This window comes from Paraburkholderia sp. GW821-FHT02A12, from assembly GCF_059422005.1.
The window spans coordinates 4,556,747-4,573,885 of sequence record NZ_JBWKWA010000001.1; the positions used below are offsets into that span (position 1 = coordinate 4,556,747).

Below are 17,139 nucleotides of genomic sequence, written 5' to 3' on the forward strand. Positions count from 1 at the left end.
CCCGCCTCGGCGGGCGGGGCTTACACGGCCGATACCGGGTTAGCCGCGTGTTAGCCGCCGCGCGCGGCGCCGGCCCGGTCCGCCACCTCGTTCCATAGATGCATCGCCGCATACGCGCGCCACGGCCGCCACGTGTCGGTGCGGGCACGCTGCTGGGTGGGCCGCACGAGCGACGGATCGCGCGCGCAGATCGCCTGCATCAGCACGAGGTCCCAGGCGGGCCACGCGTCGGCGTCGCGCCATGCGCGCATCGCGACGTACTCGACCGTCCAGGGGCCGATGCCAGGCAGTGCGAGCAACGCGGCGCGCAGGCTGGTGGCGTCGGCCACGCTGCTGTCGAGCGGCACGTCGCCCGAAGCGACCGCGTGCGCGAAGCCTTGCAACGCGGCTACGCGTTTACCCGGCATGCCGATCTTTTCCAGATCCACCGCCGCCAGCGCGGCGGGCGTCGGAAAGCGCCACGCGGTGTTCTCGTGCGGATGCCCGTCGATGCGTTCGCCGGCGCGCTGCACCAGCCGCCCGATGATGGTGGTCGCGGCCTTCACGCTGACCTGCTGGCCGACGATCGCGCGCACCACCAGTTCGAAGCCCGACCACGCACCCGGCACGCGCAGGCCCGGCACCGATTCGATCAAAGGCGCGAGCCACGGGTCGGCGGCGAGTTCCGCGCCGATCTTTTTCGGATCGGCGTGCAGATCGAACATCTTCGCGATCGGCGCGGCGAGCGCGTCCGCGTGACGGCTCGCGGAACCCTCGATGCTCGCGACGATGCAGCGCTTGCGCGGATGCAGACGCACCGTCAGGGTGCCGCTGTCGCCGGCCCAATCGATGGCGCGGCGATAGGCACCGTCTTCGACCGCTTCGACGCCCGGCGTCGCGCGTCCGCCGAAAAAGCGCAGCAGCCGCGGCCAGTCGAAGGGAGGTTTGAACGGCAGTTCGAGTGTTGCGACGTCGTCAGGCGTGCTCACGCGGCATGGTCCAGGTTGGTGGCAGCGTCGGCAATGGCGTCGGTCTTGCGTTTCCCGGCGGTGTCGTGATCGTCGTGCGCGTCGTGGGCGTGTTGTGCTTCGTTGTCGAGCAGCGCAGCCTTGCGCGGCAGTCCCCAGCGATAACCCGCCAGCGCCCCGCTCTTCTGCACCACACGATGGCAAGGAATCGCCAGCGCGACCGGATTCGTCGCGCACGCGCTCGCCACCGCGCGCACGGCGCGGGGGGAACCGACCGCTTCGGCGATTTCCGAATAGCTGCGCGTCTCGCCATACGGAATGCGCCGCAGCGCGTCCCACACGCGTTGCCGGAAGGCGGTTGCGGCGATATCGAGCGGCAGATCGAAGCGCTCGCGCGTGCCGTGCAAGTAGGCGTCCACTTGCGTGATGAACGGAGCAAGCCGCGCCGGATCCTCGACCAGTTCGGCATTGGCAAACTCGCTGCGCAGTTCGTCGGCGAGCGCCGCGGCGTCGTCGCCGAAACCGATCTTGCAGATGCCCTTGTCGGTGGCGGCCACCAGCACGAAGCCGAGCGAAGTCGGCGCGCTGGCGTAGCGTACAACCAGGCCGGCGCCCTTGCGGCGAAACGCGGACGGCGCCATGCCCAATTCGGCCGATGCGCTGTCGTACATTCGCGACGGCGAACCGAAGCCGGCATCGAGCGTGGCGCGGGTGACGTCCGAGCCGCTCCGGAGCGCGTCGCGCAAGGCGGCGCCGCGCTTTGCGGCCTGATACTGACGCGGCGAGACGCCCACCACGCGTTTGAAGAGGCGTTGCAAGTGAAACGGGCTGACGTGCACGGCGTCGCTCAACTGCGCGAGCGTAAGGCGCTGTTGCGGATCGGCGTCGAGCGCGGCACAGGCGCGATTGACGACCTCGAGCTCGCGCGGCAGGCCGCCGGGCTGGCAGCGCTTGCATTCGCGATAGCCCGCGGCGCGCGCGGCGTCCGCGTCGGCGAAGAAATCGACGTTTTCACGGCGCGGCTGACGCGACGCGCACGACGGACGGCAGAACACGCCGGTGGTTTTGACGCCGTAGAAGAACGCGCCGTCGGCCTGCGGGTCGCGGCGGGTGACGGCGTCCCAGCGGTCGGCGTCGGAGGTCCACTGGGGGACAGCGGTGTGGTCGGCGCGGTTCATGATGCTTCCGGAAAGGCGGTGTCGATGCTCACCAATGTAAGCCGCATGCCGACACACTACGCTCCGGTTCTTGCTCTGTCATTGCGCTTCCTCGTAGGCTGGAAGCCGCGCCAAGCGGTCGTTTCGCCACAAAGTGCGACAATTTGGCACGATATCGGGTTTTCCCTTAAAAAGTTATTGCGTCGCACCAACCCCATGTGTATATTAGTACTTGTCTCCTCCATGTCTCCTCCTGATATGGATTCAGCCCGCTCCACATAGAGCGGGCTTTTTTTCGTCCGTACTTTTCATCTGTCGTTTCCTGATCCGCCCCTTTGCGGGTGATCGATGACGGATTGCATGCTGCCATCACGGCGCCACCCTTTCCTCCTACACTGGTTACTCATCCGTTCAGCGAACCATCCAAGGGGCGTTCGACATGAAAATCCACATTCGCGAGATCGATCACATCGTCATTCGAGCGGCGGACGTCGCGCAGATGTCGCGTTTCTATTGCGACGTGCTCGGTTGCAGCGTAGAGAAGGAGCAGCGCGATCTGGGCTTGACGCAGTTGCGAGCCGGGCGCTCGTTGATCGACCTGCTGCAGGTCGGCGCAAAGCTCGACCACGCCGAAAACGGCACGCCCGGCGCGGGACGCAACATGGATCACGTGTGTTTGCGGATCGAACCGTTCGATGCCGACGCGCTCAAGGTGCATCTGAGCGAACACGGCGCGCGGCTTGGCGAAACGGCGCTGCGCTATGGCGCGGACGGCTTCGGGCCGTCGCTGTATCTGTTCGATCCGGAGGGCAATATGGTCGAGCTGAAAGGGCCGCCGGAAGCGGCGCGTATGACGTCGCTGTAGTTACGCCCTGTAGTTACCCCCGCCGCTGCTGCGGGCCGGGCAGCGGAAAACAACGTAGACGCAGGCGCGCAAGCTGTACCCACGCAATGCGATCAGGCGTCAGCCGGGGCCTTCAACACCGTCCACTTGATCGGCACCGCGTCCGCCTCGGCGCTGCCGAGCCACGCTTCGCCGTCCTGCACGGTGCATTGCAGACGCATCGTGCGTTCGGCGAGCGAGCCGAGTGCGGGGGCGACGTCTTCGTCGAGCGTCCATACCGTCACATTGCGCATCCGCTCGACCTTGTTCTTCACGCCTAGCCACCAGATGCCCGAGGCGCGGCCGCCGTAAGCGATCACGATCACTTCGTTCGCGCGGCCGCTCGCCTTGGCGATGCGCCGTTCGTCCGGCTGGCCGACTTCGATCCAGGTTTCGATCGCGCCGGTCAGGTCCTTCTGCCACAGGTCTGGTTCGTCGACATCCGACAAGCCTTTGCAGAATTCGAGCCGTTCCTGGGCGAACAGCGCGAACGCGGCGACGCGCACCATCATCCGCTCGTCGGTTTCCGAGGGATGGCGGGCGATTGTCAGCGAATGGTCGGCGTAATAGTGCCGGTCCATGTCGGCGATCTGGAGTTCCGCCTTGTAAATCGTCGATTTGAGAGCCATGCCGTTGCTATACCAGGTGTTCGCTCCACCGGAGCGAACAGAAAAAGAATCGTCGACGGCTCGTTGCCGTTTACCGTGTTGTTTGTACATCGCTTGCCCCTCCCGTGCCGAAGGCCGGCGTTCCGCTGCGGTTCGGATCGCAGCGAAACGTGCGGCCCAGGGGCCGCGGTGCGCTGTCTGAATGCCGTCAGTTAGACGGCGCGACCGGCTGCTTTCTGCAACAGGAGAAGCATTTATCGCGCCACTGCCGGCTCGAAGGGGGCGCCGTAGACCTCGACAGCGGCTTCCCGCAAGGCTTCGAGCACAACGGAGGCCGCCGGCGAAAGCAGGTGCGACTGGCGCGTGATGATACCGAATGTATCCATCCTGCACGGTAAATCGATCGGCACCCGCTTCAGAACACCATACTGTTGGTATTGACGCGCCACTTCGTCGGGTAAAACCGCGAGCATGTCGCTTTGCAGCAGCAGGCTCGAAATCGCCAGAAAATTGTTGGTATTGACCACGTTTTGCGGCGGATTCAGCCCGATTTGCGAAAACATCAGATCGAAGCGATGGCGCAAAACGCTGCCCGGCGGATGCAAAACCCAACTCGCGTTGACGATTCCCCGCAGTGTCAAACCTGTTTCATTTTCGAGAGGATGACCGGGACGCGCGACCACGCACAGCGGTTCGTCGGCGAGCGGTTCATAGCGAACTTCGGTTTTGAACTGGTTCTGCCGTTCCAACACGCGGCCGACCATGATGTCCAGTTCGCCTTCTGCGATTCTCGGCAGCATCACGTCGGAGGTTTCCACTTCCGCCCAGATCTGCAATTGCGGATAGCGTTCCTTCACGCTGGCGATCGCGCGCGGCACCATCGTCGCGGCGGCGGCGGCGATCACGCCGATGCGGACCTGGCCTGCCAGACCGGCGCGCAGAGCCGAGATTTCGTCGTGCGCGTGGCTCAGGTTCGACAGCACCATGCGCGCGTGGCGGATCATCACTTCGCCGTACAGCGTGGCGTGCATGCCATGTGGCGTGCGGTCGAACAGACTCACCTCCAGCACGTCTTCCAGCTCTTTCAGAAGACGCGAGGCGGCGGGTTGCGTCATGCCGAGCACGTCGGCGGCGCGCCGGACGTTGCCCTCCTCTTCCATCGCCGCGAGTAACAGCAACTGTCGCGTCTTCAGCCGCGCGCGCACGAACCAGTTCGAGTAGCTGCGGGTCATGGCCTGTCTCCATAAAGCGGCTCAAGGCCGTCTGCTGGGGCGAAGGCTTCATCATGCCATACCAGAATTGATATCGCGAGAGCCCAAAAAGGGATTGGAAAGTTATTGGGACGGCTCATACCATTCGTGGACTTTCCGAGCTTCCTCACGTGGCGTCTACCCTTCGATTTCGATGAATCGCGATCCGCTCGTCCCCCTCGTTGCAAGTCCGTTCCGCCATTACATCAACGGCGGTTGGGAGACGGGTGCGACCACCGGCGTGTCGCTCAATCCATCGGACCTCGACGAACCGGTCGGCGATTATGTGCGCGCCGATGCGCGGCAGACCGATACCGCGATCGAAGCGGCGAGCGCGGCGTTCCGCGAATGGTCGCTGGGTTCGGCGCAGCGCCGCGCGGATGCGCTCGACGCGATCGGCAGCGAGATGCTGGCGCGCCGCGACGAGCTGGGCCGGCTGCTGGCGCGCGAAGTCGGCAAGACCTTGCCGGAAGCCCTGGCCGAAGCGACGTGCGCCGGCCAGATCTTCAAGTTTTTCGCCGCCGAGGCAGTGCGCGCGTCCGCCGAGCCGGCGGCTTCGGCGCGCGCCGGCGTCGAGATCGACGTGACGCGTGAGCCGCTCGGCGTGGTCGGCATCATCGCGCCGTGGAGCGCGCCGCTGGCGATCGCCGCGGCGAAGCTCGGCGCCGCCCTCGCCCACGGCAATTGCGTCGTCTTCAAGCCGGCCGAATCGGCGCCGGCTTGCGCGGCGGCGCTGACGACGATCGTGAGCCGCGTCGGCATGCCTGCGGGCGTCTTCAATCTCGTGATGGGCAGCGGCCGCCAGGTCGGCGCGCGGATCGCGGCGCATCCGCTGGTAGCGGCAATCAGCTTCACCGGTTCGGCGGAAACCGGCACGCGGGTTCTGCAAGCCGCGGCCGCGCGGCAGGCGCGCGTGCAGCTGGAAATGGGCGGCAAGAATCCGTTCGTGGTGCTGGCCGATGCCGATCTCGACGGCGCCGTCGATGCGGCCTTGAGCGGCGCATATGGCTCGAGCGGTCAACGCAGCACTGCGGCGTCGCGCCTGATTGTCGAACGCGCGGTGTTCGAGCCGTTTGTCGATGCGTTGCAGTCCAAGCTCGCCAGACTCACTGTCGATCATGCGTTGAAACACGGCACGGATATCGGCCCGGTCGCGAACGCCGCGCAGCTGGAGCGCAATCTCGATTACGTGCGTATCGGTCAACAGGAAGGCGCGCAATTGCTGCATGGCGGCCGGCGACTGGAACGCGCGACGCGCGGCTATTTTTTCGAGCCGGCGCTATTCATCGGCGAACCCGAACACCGTATCGCGCGTGAAGAGATTTTCGGACCGCTCGCCGTCGTGCTGCGCGCCGACGATTACGACCACGCGCTGCATCTCGCGAACGACACCGCCTACGGACTATGCGCCGGCATCTGCACGCGCTCGCTCGCCCGCGCGCGGCATTTCCGGCGTCACGTGCAGAGCGGCCTCGTGACGATCAACCTGGCGACCACCGCCGTCGAACATCACGCGCCCGCCGGCGGCCGCAAAGCGTCGGCCTACGGCACCACCGACTCCGCATTCTGGACGGCCGTGAAAACGGCCTACGTCGCGGACTGATCGCCATGGCATCCGCGCATCCACCCGCCTATCCACGTTCCGGCTGACGCCGGCCGTGCATCGCCCCGCTGCAACTAAACGAAATCAATGCAGCTTTTCAACGTCAGGAGACAGACATGACCAGCAAGCTTCGCCGTTTGACCCTATCCGCGATGGCCGCCGCCGCCCTCGCCGCGCCCTTTGCCGCGCAACTTTCCGCGCACGCGGATCAGCCGCTCAAAGTCGGCTTTCTCGTGAAGATGCCGGAACAGGCGTGGTTCATCAACGAACAGAAGGCCGCCACCGCGCTCGGCCAGCAGGATGGCTTCTCGGTGGTCAACATCGGCACGCCGGACGGCGAAAAAGTGCTGGCTGCCATCGACAACCTCGGCGCGCAAGGCGCCAAAGGCTTCGTGATCTGCGCGCCGGACGTGCGCCTCGGACCGGCGATTCAGGCGCGCGCGAAGCGCTACAACATGAAGTTCGTCACCGTCGACGATCAACTGGTCGACTCGACTGGCAAGCCGCTGCCCAACGTGCCGCATCTCGGCATGTCCGCGTTCAAGATCGGCAACCAGGTCGGCACGGCGATTTCCGATGAAATGAAGCGTCGCGGCTGGAAACCGGAAGAAGTCGGCGCGCTGCGCATCACGAACTACGAACTGCCGACCGCGAAATTGCGCACCGACGGCGCGACGCAAACGCTGCTCGCCGGCGGCTTCAAGAAGGAAAACATCTTCGACGCGCCGCAAAAGACCACCGATGACGAAGGCGGTTTCAACGCGTCGTCGCCGGTGCTCGCGCAGCACCCGAACATCAAGAAGTGGGTGATCTTCGCGCTCAACGAGGAGAGCGTGCTGGGCGGCGTGCGCGCGACCGAGCAACTGCACATTCCGGCAGCGGACGTGATCGGCGTCGGCATCAACGGCGCTGGCGAAGCATTCGCCGAGTTCCAGAAGAAGGAACCGACGGGCTTCTACGGCACGATCGCCGTGAGCTCGACGATGCACGGCAAGGAGAGCACGGAGAACCTCGTCGAGTGGATCAAGGGCGGCAAGCAGCCGCCGGCCGATACGCAGACCACCGGCAAGCTGATGGTGCGCGGCAACTGGCAGGACGTGCGTAAAGAGCTCGGGATTTAAGCGGGCTTCGCGTCCGCACGTTGCGGGCCGAAGCGCGCTCACGCGAGATCGGCCCGCACGGCTTGTCCACCAGCTAGAGGCTTTCGATGACGGTTTCCCACACTGACGAAGCGGCGCTTTCCGCGCAAGCGCCCTCGCCCGCGTTCGCTTCTGCGTCCGCCGATCCGTACCTGCGGCTCGACGGCATCACCGTGCGCTTTCCCGGCGTACTCGCGCTCGACCAGGTATCGCTCGAAGTGCGCCGCGGCGAAGTGCACGGCTTGATGGGCGAAAACGGCGCCGGCAAATCGACGCTGCTCAAGGTGCTCTCCGGCGTGAACCAGCCGGCGGCGGGTACGTTGTCGCTCGATGGCGTCGAGCAGCAGTTCGTCACCACCAAAGCGGCCATCGCGGCGGGTGTCGCGATCATCTATCAGGAACTGCATCTGGTGCCGGAGCTGACGGTCGCGGAAAACCTGATGCTCGGCGCCCTGCCCAATCGTTTCGGCGTGCTGGACGAGAAGGCGCTGATTGCTCGCGCAGTGCGCGAGCTGGAGCGGCTCGGTGAAAAAATCGATCCGGCGCAGCAGGTGAAAAATCTGTCGATCGGTCAGCGGCAGATGATCGAAATCGGCAAGGCGCTGATGCGCGACGCACGCGTGATTGCGTTCGACGAACCGACCAGCTCGTTGTCGTCGCGTGAGACCGCGCAGTTGTTCCGGATCATTCGCGCGCTGAAGGCCGAGGGCCGCGCGATCATCTACGTGACGCATCGGATGGATGAAGTCTACGAACTGTGCGACCGCGTGACGGTGTTTCGCGACGGCCGCCGCATCGATACGTTCGACGCGGGTGCCGGACTCGATCGCGACCGATTGATCAGCTGCATGGTGGGCCGCTCGATCGCCGACGTGTACGGCTACCGCTCGCGCGATATCGGCGACGTGCAACTCGACGTCAAAGGCGTGATGGGGCGCGGCCTGCGCGAACCGGCTTCGTTTGCGGCGCATAAAGGTGAAATCCTCGGCTTCTTCGGACTGGTCGGCGCGGGCCGTTCGGAGTTGATGAAGCTGATCTACGGCGCTGTGAAACCGACCGCCGGCGAGATCACGCTCAAAGGCAAGCGCATGCGCTTCACCACACCGCGCGACGCGGTGCGCGCGGGCGTCGCGTTATGTCCTGAGGACCGCAAGCAGGAAGGCATCGTGTCGATCGCCTCCGTTTCGGACAACCTCAACATCAGTTGCCGCCGCCACTTCAGCCGCTTCAACGTGCTCAACGGCCGCAAGGAAGCGCAGACCGCCAAAGAGTTCATCGGCAAGCTCGCGATCAAGACGCGCAACGGCGAGACGCCGATCGGCACGCTCTCCGGCGGCAATCAGCAGAAGGTGATTCTGTCGCGCTGGCTCGCCGAAGACATCGACGTGTTCCTGATGGACGAACCCACGCGCGGTATCGACGTCGGCGCGCGCAGCGAGATTTACGGCCTGCTGTATGGACTTGCCGAAGCGGGCCGCACGGTGATCGTCGTGTCGAGCGATCTGGCTGAAGTGATCGGCGTAGCGGATCGCGTGATCGTGATGAAGGAAGGCCGCATTGTCGGCGATCTGCCGAAGGCGCAGGCCACGCCCGACGCATTGATCAAGCTCGCGCTGCCGCGTTGATGCGGGCACCGGGATACACAGAGACACCGCGCCATTGAAAACGGAATAGATATCATGCACACACCCTCCACCGACTCCTCTACTCCAGCCGTCGCTCATGCGGGCCTAAGCGCACGCGCGGCGCGTACATGGGATCTGATCAACAAGTCCGGCATCGTGATGGTGTTCATCATCCTGTTCGCGGTCTTGTCATTCGCCGTACCCGATTTCCTGAGCTCGCGAAATATCCAGGGCCTGCTGCTGTCCGTCACGCTGATCGGTTCGATCTCCGTGACGATGATGTTCGTGCTCGCGTTGGGCGAAGTGGATCTGTCGGTCGCGTCGATCGTCGCGTTTGCGGGCGTGGTCGCATCCACCCTGATCACCGCGACGCATAGCGTGCTGCTCGGCGTGGCAGCCGGCGTGCTGGCAGGCGGCGCGGTCGGACTCGTGAACGGCGTGCTGGTCGCGCGCTACAGGATCAACTCGCTGATCGTCACGCTCGCGATGATGGAAGTCGTGCGCGGCCTCGCGTTCATCACGTCGAACGGCGACGCGGTGATGATTTCCGAAGAGCGTTTCTTCGACCTCGGCGGCGGCTCGTTCCTCGGCATTTCGTATCCGATCTGGAGCAACATCGTCGGCTTCGTGCTGTTCGGTTTTCTGCTGAAAAAGACCGTGTTCGGCAAGAACGTGCTCGCCGTCGGCGGCAATAGCGAGGCGGCGCTGCTCGCGGGCCTGCCGGTCACGCGCATCAAGATCACCGTGTTCGTATTGCAAGGGCTCGTCACGGGCTTCGCCGGCGTGATGCTTGCGTCGCGCATGAGTCTGGGCGACCCGAAGACTTCCGTCGGGCTTGAACTCGGCGTGATTTCCGCGTGCGTGCTCGGCGGCGTCTCGCTGACGGGCGGTGTCGCGACGATTTCCGGTGTGCTGGTCGGCGTACTGATCATGGGCTCCGTGCAGGACGCCATGAGCCTGCTGAACGTGCCGACCTTCTATCAATACCTTATTCGCGGCGGGATTCTGCTGCTCGCGGTGCTGTTCGATCAGTTCCGCCGCAGCAAGCGCGTGCACTGACGCGCGCCCCGGGCTAGGCGCCCCCCTCTACATGCTTGCCAACAGGAGATTTCATGGCTGATTCGAACCAGACTAAAAAGCCGCTGCGCAGCCAGGCGTGGTTCGGCCTCAAGGACCGCGACGGCTTTCTGCATCGCTCGTGGATGAAAAACCAGGGCATTCCGCACGACGAATTCGACGGACGTCCGGTGATCGGCATCTGTAATACGTGGTCCGAACTAACGCCGTGCAACGCGCACTTTCGCGAACTCGCCGAGTACGTGAAAAAAGGCGTGCACGAAGCCGGCGGTTTGCCGCTGGAGTTTCCGGTGATGTCGCTCGGCGAAACCAATTTGCGGCCTACCGCGATGCTGTTTCGCAACCTCGCTTCGATGGACGTCGAGGAGTCGATTCGCGGCAACCCGATGGACGGCGTGATTCTGCTGGTGGGCTGCGACAAGACCACGCCGGCACTGCTGATGGGCGCGGCGTCGTGCAATTTGCCGTCGCTCGCGGTGTCGGGCGGGCCGATGCTCAACGGCCGGTTCCGCGGCAAGCATATCGGCTCGGGCACGGGCGTCTGGCAAATGTCGGAGGAAGTGCGCGCCGGTTCGATGACGCAGGAGGAATTCACCGAAGCCGAGTCATGCATGAACCGCTCGCGCGGCCACTGCATGACCATGGGCACGGCGTCGACGATGGCCTCGATGGTCGAATCGCTCGGCATGGGTTTGCCGCACAACGCGGCGATCCCCGCAGTCGACGCACGCCGGCAAGTGCTCGCGCATCTCGCGGGCCGGCGCATCGTCGAGATGGTTCGCGAAGATCTGACGATGGACAAGATCCTCACGCGCCAGGCGTTCGAAAACGCGATCCGAACGAACGCGGCGATCGGCGGCTCGACCAACGCGGTCGTGCATCTGATCGCATTGGCGAAGCGCATTGGCGTCGAGCTGGCGCTGGAAGATTGGGAGTTGGGATCGAACGTGCCGTGTCTGGTCAATCTGCAACCGTCGGGCGAGTACCTGATGGAGGACTTTTACTACGCGGGCGGTTTGCCCGCGGTGCTCAAGCAACTCGGCGAGCAAGGGCTGCTGCATCGCGAGGCGCTGACCGTCAACGGCAAGACGATCTGGGACAACGTGCGCCACGCACCGAACCACGACGAGAAGGTCATCACGACGTTCGCCGAGCCATTCAAGCCGAAGGCGGGCATTGCAGTGCTGAGGGGCAACCTCGCGCCGAACGGCGCGGTGATCAAACCGTCGGCGGCCACCCAGCATCTGCTGAAGCATCGCGGACGCGCGGTGGTGTTCGAGAACATCGAGGAATTGCACGCGAAGATCGACGACGAAGCGCTCGAGATCGATGAGCACTGCATCATGGTGCTCAAGGGCGCGGGGCCAAAGGGCTATCCGGGTTTTGCGGAAGTCGGCAATATGCCGCTGCCGAAGAAGGTGCTGCAAAAAGGCATCACGGACATGGTGCGCATTTCCGACGGGCGCATGAGCGGCACGGCATACGGCGCGGTGGTGCTGCACGTGTCGCCGGAAGCGGCGGCAGGCGGGCCGCTCGCGTTCGTGCAGACCGGCGACATGATCGAGCTCGATGTCGAAGCGCGCCGCCTGCATCTGGATGTCCCGGAAGCCGAACTGGCGCGCCGGCGCGCCGCGTGGCAGGCGCCGGAAGCGCCCACGCGCGGCTACTACAAGCTCTACGTCGAGCACGTGCTGCAAGCGGATCAAGGCGCGGATCTCGACTTCCTGGTGGGATCGAGTGGTGCGCCGGTACCGCGCGATTCACATTGATCGACGTTTGTGTTGTTCCTGCGCTTTGCGAGAAGGCGTGCTGCCGATGCGGACCGAAAATCCGCATCGGTTTTTTTAATTCGCTTCAGCAATCCGGGCAATCTCGATCGAGCCGCAAATTAGAGCCGCAAATAAAAACGGCCGGGCGATTTACCCAGCCGTTTTTTAACTCGCAGATTCACCACCTCCGGCTTTTACAGTCAGAGGATTTTCAGTACACACTGGGTCCGGCGTTTCACCGGAGTGCGTAAGCTTATTGCTTGATGAACCGGTCGTTAGCCCAGAGGCCTTGCGTATCGCTATTAGCGGAATTCACGAATTCGACGTCATGGCCGACTACGCGCACCACGCGGAAACTCGAATTTTCCGGCGTTGAAATGCACTGGTATCCGGAGAAGAATTCCTGCATCTTTTGCTGTTCACCGGCTTGCGCATGCTGATCGGCGGCGTCGAGTTTATCCTTCGACAGACAGCCATACGCATTGGCCTTGAACTGGATGGTTTGCTGCGGCTTGACGACAACGTCTTGCGCTTGAACGGATGCGGCAGCCAAACCCGCAATGGCGAAAAGAAGGGCGATTCGTAATTTCATATTTCCTCCGGTGCGGGTTGATTACTCAGGTTAGCTATGTATTTAACTTTAACGTCGAACCCGCATCTTGCACTTTAGGAGAACGCGAGCGAACGACAAGCACATCTTGTGTGCGGTCGCAACAGCGGCGAATTGTCGCACCTGCTGCCGCAGCCCGTTAGCCGTCGGGCGAAGGCTTGAATACGCAGGATTGAAACGGATAACTAAAAGACGGGCGGGGCGCGCCGCTTTAACCGGTAAAGCTTTGCGGTTCGTATTCGCGTAAACGCGCAGCGACAATTAAGCGACTTAATACAATCAGGAAGTGCGGTTGGTGCATTGCACACAAAGTCATTCGACCGACTAAATGAAAAACGCGAAATAACGGTGTATGTGCAGAAGATAAACGGTGCCAGCTCTATCGGCCGGCGCGCCGGCGCGCGCCCTTGCCAAGCAGCGGGTCAATCGCCGCGTTGATTGGTCTCGAAGAACTCGGACTGAAACATGCACATGCGCAAGGCGTTGTGATACCGGCCATTGCCGAAAAACTCTTCGATCAGCTCGGCCTCGTGCTTGAAACCGCACTTCTCGTAAACGTGAATGGCGGCCGTATTCGACTTGTCGACGATCAGATAGATCTTGCGCAGATTCAGCACTGAAAACGCATAGTCGATCGCGAGCCGCGTGGCGAGGGTCGCATAACCGCGGCCCTGCGCATGCGGAGCGATGATGATCTGGAACTCGCCGCGCCGGTGGATGTAGTCCAGTTCGATCAGCTCCACGACGCCGATGGTTTCGCCGGCGTTGTCGATCGCGACGAAGCGCCGTTCGCGTTGATCGTGCACGTGCTGGTCGTACAGTTGGGTCAGCTCGGAGAACGTTTCGTACGGCTCCTCGAACCAGTAACGCATGATTTTCGCGTTGTTGTTCACTTCGTGGACAAAACGCAGATCGGCTCGCTCGAGCGGGCGTAACGTGAGTTCGCTGCTGCGTTCGCTGCTGCGTTCGATAGTCATTGGATTCCCCTTGAGAATATTTGCTTTGAACAGGCGGCCTGGAGGCACGCGTTTCTGTTAGTCCGGGCGCAGCGCACGGAGTTCTTGCAACGCGCGCAGGCGGCGCTGCGCGTTTTTTGCAAAGCGCGAGACGGCGCGCGGATTCGGCAAGAGCAGGGCGTCGCATTGTCGCAGGCGGGTTACCGCAAATTTATGAGCGGTGCGGCACGGTGTGGGCACGCATGCTGCTCTACAATGAAATCATGCTTTTGCGGTCAGGAGGCTACCGTGATCGAGCAACTGATTCTGGGCGCATTTCTGGTTGTGCCGCTCGTGATTGTCGCGTTCCTTTTCTCTGACGAATTGTGGCAAGAGCATCGACATCAGCAGGAGTTGCGGCCCACGCATCTACGGCCTCGCCGTATCGACTGGCGGCATCCGTTGCGCCGCACGCGGCATCGTCCTTGAGCCGTCGCTCAGTCCGCGCGCCAATGCTCGCGAATGCGCCTGGCAAGCGCTTCGAGCGTGGCGGCGTCGGCGACGTCGCGCGCGTGCATGCGCAGCGGCTGTCCCTCCCAGCGCGGAATCACATGAAAGTGCACGTGCGGCACGGTTTGTCCCGCGGCGCTGCCGTTGAACTGCCCGATGAACATGCCGTCCGGGCGCAAGGCCTTGCGTAGCGCGATGGCCAGTTTCTGCGACATCCGCATGCAAGCGACCACCGACGCATCCGACAACTCGAAAATTTCCACCGCCGCTTCCTTCGGCACGACCAGCACGTGACCGTCGGCTTGCGGCATCAGGTCCATGAAGGCGAGCGCCGCGTCGGTTTCCGCGACCTTGATGCAGGGTAGTTCGCCACGCAGAATCCTTGCGAAGGGATTGCTGTCGTCGTAGGTCTTCATCACGCGTCCTCTCTGGTTGCCGTTCAAATCGGGGTTGTGCCGCTGTCGCCGATATTGTCCACCAGATCTGTTACAGCGCACGCGCCGCGCGTTTGATCGCCTGCGGCGGCTGGCTGAACGCACGCAGAAACGCGCGCCGCATCCGCTCGGTGTCGACAAAGCCTGTCTCTGCGGCAACCGCCTCCATCGAATGACGGCCGGCTTCGAGCATCGAGCGCGCGGCTTCGACGCGCAGCGCCTCGATGGCCTTTGCCGGCGACTGCCGCGTCTCGTCGCGAAAGGCCCGGCTGAACTGGCGCGGGCTCAGATGCGCGAGCTCGGCGAGCTGTTCGACCGTGAGCGGCTCGCGCAGATGCGTTTTTGCATACGACAGCGCGTCCTGGATGCGATCGGACTTCGGTTCCAGATCCAGCATGGCCGAGAACTGCGACTGGCCGCCGGCACGCCGGTGATAGACCACCATCTTCCTCGCGACCGCGCGCGAGACGTCGACGCCCAGATCGTTTTCGACCAGCGCCAGACACAGATCGATGCACGCCGTCATGCCGGCCGACGTCCACACCGTTCCGTCGACGATAAAGATGCGGTCTTCATCGATCCTCACCTCGGGATAACGCTGCTGCAATTCGCGGGCATAGCGCCAATGTGTCGTGACATGCCGGCCGTCGAGGATGCCTGCCTCGGCCAGCACAAACGCGCCGGTGCAGATGCTGGTGGTGCGGCGCGAAGCGGCGAGCGCTTCGTTCAGAAAGGCCAGCAAACCCGGCGACGACGGCTCGATCCGCAGTGCACCCGTGACGACCACCGTGTCATACGACGGATCGCCGAACGGCTGCGTGGCGATCTGCACGCCGGACGAACTGCGCACCATCCCGCCGTGCTCGGAGATGACTTCCACCGCGTACTCCGGCTGCGGCGCTTCCATGTTGGCCAACTCGAACACGGAGTTCGCCACCAGGTCGAGGATCTGGAAGCCGGGGAAAACCACCACGCCGATACGTTTCATCGCGATGTCCTAAAACGAGGTAAATACGACATTTGAGACAATAGGCTACGCGCCTAGACTTGCCTCGTCAACGCCGCACCGCCCAAAAAAACGGCGCGGCGGCGGAGGTCCCAGGTTTTCCCATTCATCAATAGGGCGAGGGCGCGATGCGCATGGCCCGCAAGGAGAGATTCAAATGTCAACGCAAGCGAACAAGGGCACGGCATTGATTACGGGCGCATCGTCGGGCATCGGCGCCGTTTACGCGGACCGCCTCGCGCGGCGCGGCTATGACCTGATTCTGGTGGCGCGCAACGTCAAGGGCCTGACCGCCGTGGCCGAGCGTCTTACCAGCGAGACCGGCCGTCATGTCGATATCGTCGCCGCCGATCTGACCGTCAAGGCCGACACGCGCCGCATCGAAGAGCGCCTGCGCACGGACAGCAGCATCACAATGCTGGTCAACAACGCCGGCGTCGGCGCGACCGCGTCGCTAATCGACTCCGACGTCGACGAACTCGACAAGATGATCGAGTTGAACGTAACGGCGCTCACGCGTTTAACCGCAGCGGCGGTGCCGGGTTTCGTCGGGCGGGCGAACGGTATCGTGATCAATATCTCGTCGATCGTCGCACTGTCGCCGGAGACGCTGAACGGCACCTACAGCGGCACCAAGGCGTATGTGTTGAATCTGACGCAGTCGCTGCATCATGAAGTGGGCGACAAGGGCGTGCAGTTGCAAGCCGTGTTGCCCGGCGCCACCAGCACCGCGTTCTGGGACCGCGCCGGCCTCGCGGTCGAGCATCTGCCCGCGCAGATCGTGATGACCGCCGAGGATATGGTGGACGCCGCACTCGTGGGCCTCGACCAGCACGAACTGGTGACGATTCCGTCGCTGCCGGACGCGGCCGATTGGGAGCGTTTCAACAGCGCCCGCCAGCAACTGCAACCGAACCTGTCGCACAAGTCGCCGGCCGCGCGCTACACACGCGGTGCCTCAGCGGCTTAACGCCAGTCGGTCGCGACGTCGTCGGGATCGAGCAGCGTCAGTCCCGACGACGGCAGCGGCAGCGCCGTTTTATAGCGCACCTGTTTCAAGGCAAAACTGGAGCGGATGTTCGAGATGCCCGGAATCTTCGTCAGATGATCGACGATGAAGCGCTCCAGCGTCTGCATATCCGGCATGACGACGCGCAGCAGATAGTCGGCGTCGCCCGTCATCAGATAGCACTCCATCACCTCGGGGCGCTCCGAAATCGCCTGCTCGAAACGCTGCAGCGCGTCTTCCACCTGCTTTTCCAGACTCACCTGAATGAACACGTTGATGCGCAGCCCAAGCGGCTCCGGATTCAGCAGTGTGACCTGCTGCTTGAACAGCCCAAGCTTTTCGAGCGCACGCACGCGGTTGAAGCAGGGCGTCGGCGACAGATTCACCGAGCGGGCCAGATCCGCGTTGGTGATGCGCGCGTTCTGCTGCAACTGGCTGAGGATGCCGATGTCGATTCGATCGAGACGTCTGGGTGGCGTGGTGGTCATAGATGAAATATTCCGTGAGAGACGCGAAATTCGGAATAAATAGCCTATATCAGCGCGGGATCGCAAGCAATTGAGACGCTCATTTTGCG

At 63.4% G+C, this 17,139-nt stretch carries 17 protein-coding genes; 8 read left to right on the top strand and 9 right to left on the bottom strand.

What is annotated here, in order from left to right; translation table 11 throughout:
- Nucleotides 1–50: 50 nt before the first annotated feature.
- Nucleotides 51–968 carry a DNA-3-methyladenine glycosylase family protein gene (locus AC07WT_RS21055; RefSeq protein ID WP_494948336.1) on the bottom strand — a complete coding sequence of 306 codons (918 nt, stop codon included), beginning with the start codon at nucleotides 966–968 and terminating at the stop codon, nucleotides 51–53.
- Nucleotides 965–2,125 carry a bifunctional DNA-binding transcriptional regulator/O6-methylguanine-DNA methyltransferase Ada gene (ada, locus tag AC07WT_RS21060; protein WP_494948337.1) on the bottom strand — a complete coding sequence of 387 codons (1,161 nt, stop codon included), beginning with the start codon at nucleotides 2,123–2,125 and terminating at the stop codon, nucleotides 965–967. The genes AC07WT_RS21055 and ada overlap by 4 nt, the downstream gene beginning before the upstream one ends.
- Nucleotides 2,126–2,543: 418 nt before the next feature.
- Here ada and AC07WT_RS21065 point away from each other — a divergent pair, with 418 nt between their 5' ends.
- Nucleotides 2,544–2,969, top strand: a complete 426-nt coding sequence (locus AC07WT_RS21065; RefSeq protein WP_494948338.1) for a VOC family protein — start codon at nucleotides 2,544–2,546, stop codon at nucleotides 2,967–2,969.
- 92 nt (nucleotides 2,970–3,061) lie between these two features.
- Here AC07WT_RS21065 and AC07WT_RS21070 read toward each other — a convergent pair whose 3' ends face one another.
- Nucleotides 3,062–3,616 (bottom strand): YaeQ family protein, encoded by a 555-nt coding sequence (locus AC07WT_RS21070; protein ID WP_494948339.1) that lies wholly within the window; start codon nucleotides 3,614–3,616, stop codon nucleotides 3,062–3,064.
- A gap of 233 nt (nucleotides 3,617–3,849) precedes the next feature.
- Nucleotides 3,850–4,827: a LysR family transcriptional regulator gene (locus tag AC07WT_RS21075; protein ID WP_492590743.1), complete on the bottom strand. Its 978-nt coding sequence runs from the start codon at nucleotides 4,825–4,827 to the stop codon at nucleotides 3,850–3,852.
- Nucleotides 4,828–4,999: 172 nt separating this feature from the next.
- Here AC07WT_RS21075 and AC07WT_RS21080 point away from each other — a divergent pair, with 172 nt between their 5' ends.
- From AC07WT_RS21080 to AC07WT_RS21100, 5 genes are all read left to right on the top strand, one after another.
- Nucleotides 5,000–6,448 carry an aldehyde dehydrogenase family protein gene (locus AC07WT_RS21080; protein WP_494948340.1) on the top strand — a complete coding sequence of 483 codons (1,449 nt, stop codon included), beginning with the start codon at nucleotides 5,000–5,002 and terminating at the stop codon, nucleotides 6,446–6,448.
- Between the two features lie 116 nt (nucleotides 6,449–6,564).
- A complete protein-coding gene (locus tag AC07WT_RS21085; RefSeq protein WP_492590741.1) occupies nucleotides 6,565–7,569 on the top strand; it encodes an arabinose ABC transporter substrate-binding protein in 1,005 nt (334 codons plus the stop codon).
- Between the two features lie 86 nt (nucleotides 7,570–7,655).
- The gene (araG, locus tag AC07WT_RS21090) at nucleotides 7,656–9,212 is read left to right on the top strand and encodes an L-arabinose ABC transporter ATP-binding protein AraG (protein ID WP_494948341.1); all 1,557 of its coding nucleotides are present in this window, start codon (nucleotides 7,656–7,658) and stop codon (nucleotides 9,210–9,212) included.
- 54 nt (nucleotides 9,213–9,266) lie between these two features.
- Nucleotides 9,267–10,271, top strand: a complete 1,005-nt coding sequence (gene araH / locus AC07WT_RS21095) for an L-arabinose ABC transporter permease AraH (protein ID WP_492590739.1) — start codon at nucleotides 9,267–9,269, stop codon at nucleotides 10,269–10,271.
- A gap of 53 nt (nucleotides 10,272–10,324) precedes the next feature.
- Nucleotides 10,325–12,058, top strand: coding sequence for an IlvD/Edd family dehydratase (locus AC07WT_RS21100; protein ID WP_494948342.1), 1,734 nt, complete (start codon nucleotides 10,325–10,327; stop codon nucleotides 12,056–12,058).
- A gap of 253 nt (nucleotides 12,059–12,311) precedes the next feature.
- On the opposite strand, the gene sap1 is transcribed toward AC07WT_RS21100, so the two are convergent.
- Nucleotides 12,312–12,650 (bottom strand): surface attachment protein Sap1, encoded by a 339-nt coding sequence (sap1, locus tag AC07WT_RS21105; RefSeq protein ID WP_492590737.1) that lies wholly within the window; start codon nucleotides 12,648–12,650, stop codon nucleotides 12,312–12,314.
- Nucleotides 12,651–13,090: 440 nt separating this feature from the next.
- A complete protein-coding gene (gene speG, locus AC07WT_RS21110) occupies nucleotides 13,091–13,645 on the bottom strand; it encodes a spermidine N1-acetyltransferase (RefSeq protein WP_494948343.1) in 555 nt (184 codons plus the stop codon).
- 267 nt (nucleotides 13,646–13,912) lie between these two features.
- On the opposite strand from speG, the gene AC07WT_RS21115 reads away from it, so the two are divergent.
- Nucleotides 13,913–14,092, top strand: a complete 180-nt coding sequence (locus AC07WT_RS21115; protein WP_492590735.1) for a hypothetical protein — start codon at nucleotides 13,913–13,915, stop codon at nucleotides 14,090–14,092.
- 8 nt (nucleotides 14,093–14,100) lie between these two features.
- Here AC07WT_RS21115 and AC07WT_RS21120 read toward each other — a convergent pair whose 3' ends face one another.
- Nucleotides 14,101–14,529 (bottom strand): HIT family protein, encoded by a 429-nt coding sequence (locus AC07WT_RS21120; RefSeq protein WP_492590734.1) that lies wholly within the window; start codon nucleotides 14,527–14,529, stop codon nucleotides 14,101–14,103.
- Nucleotides 14,530–14,599: 70 nt separating this feature from the next.
- Entirely contained in the window at nucleotides 14,600–15,535 is a 936-nt protein-coding gene (locus AC07WT_RS21125; RefSeq protein WP_494948344.1) for a GlxA family transcriptional regulator, read from the bottom strand.
- Between the two features lie 175 nt (nucleotides 15,536–15,710).
- Here AC07WT_RS21125 and AC07WT_RS21130 point away from each other — a divergent pair, with 175 nt between their 5' ends.
- A complete protein-coding gene (locus tag AC07WT_RS21130) occupies nucleotides 15,711–16,523 on the top strand; it encodes an SDR family NAD(P)-dependent oxidoreductase (RefSeq protein ID WP_494948345.1) in 813 nt (270 codons plus the stop codon).
- Here the strand turns inward: AC07WT_RS21130 and AC07WT_RS21135 are convergent.
- Nucleotides 16,520–17,050, bottom strand: coding sequence for an Lrp/AsnC family transcriptional regulator (locus AC07WT_RS21135; protein ID WP_494948346.1), 531 nt, complete (start codon nucleotides 17,048–17,050; stop codon nucleotides 16,520–16,522). The two genes, AC07WT_RS21130 and AC07WT_RS21135, sit on opposite strands and share 4 nt — an antisense overlap.
- Nucleotides 17,051–17,139 lie beyond the last annotated feature (89 nt).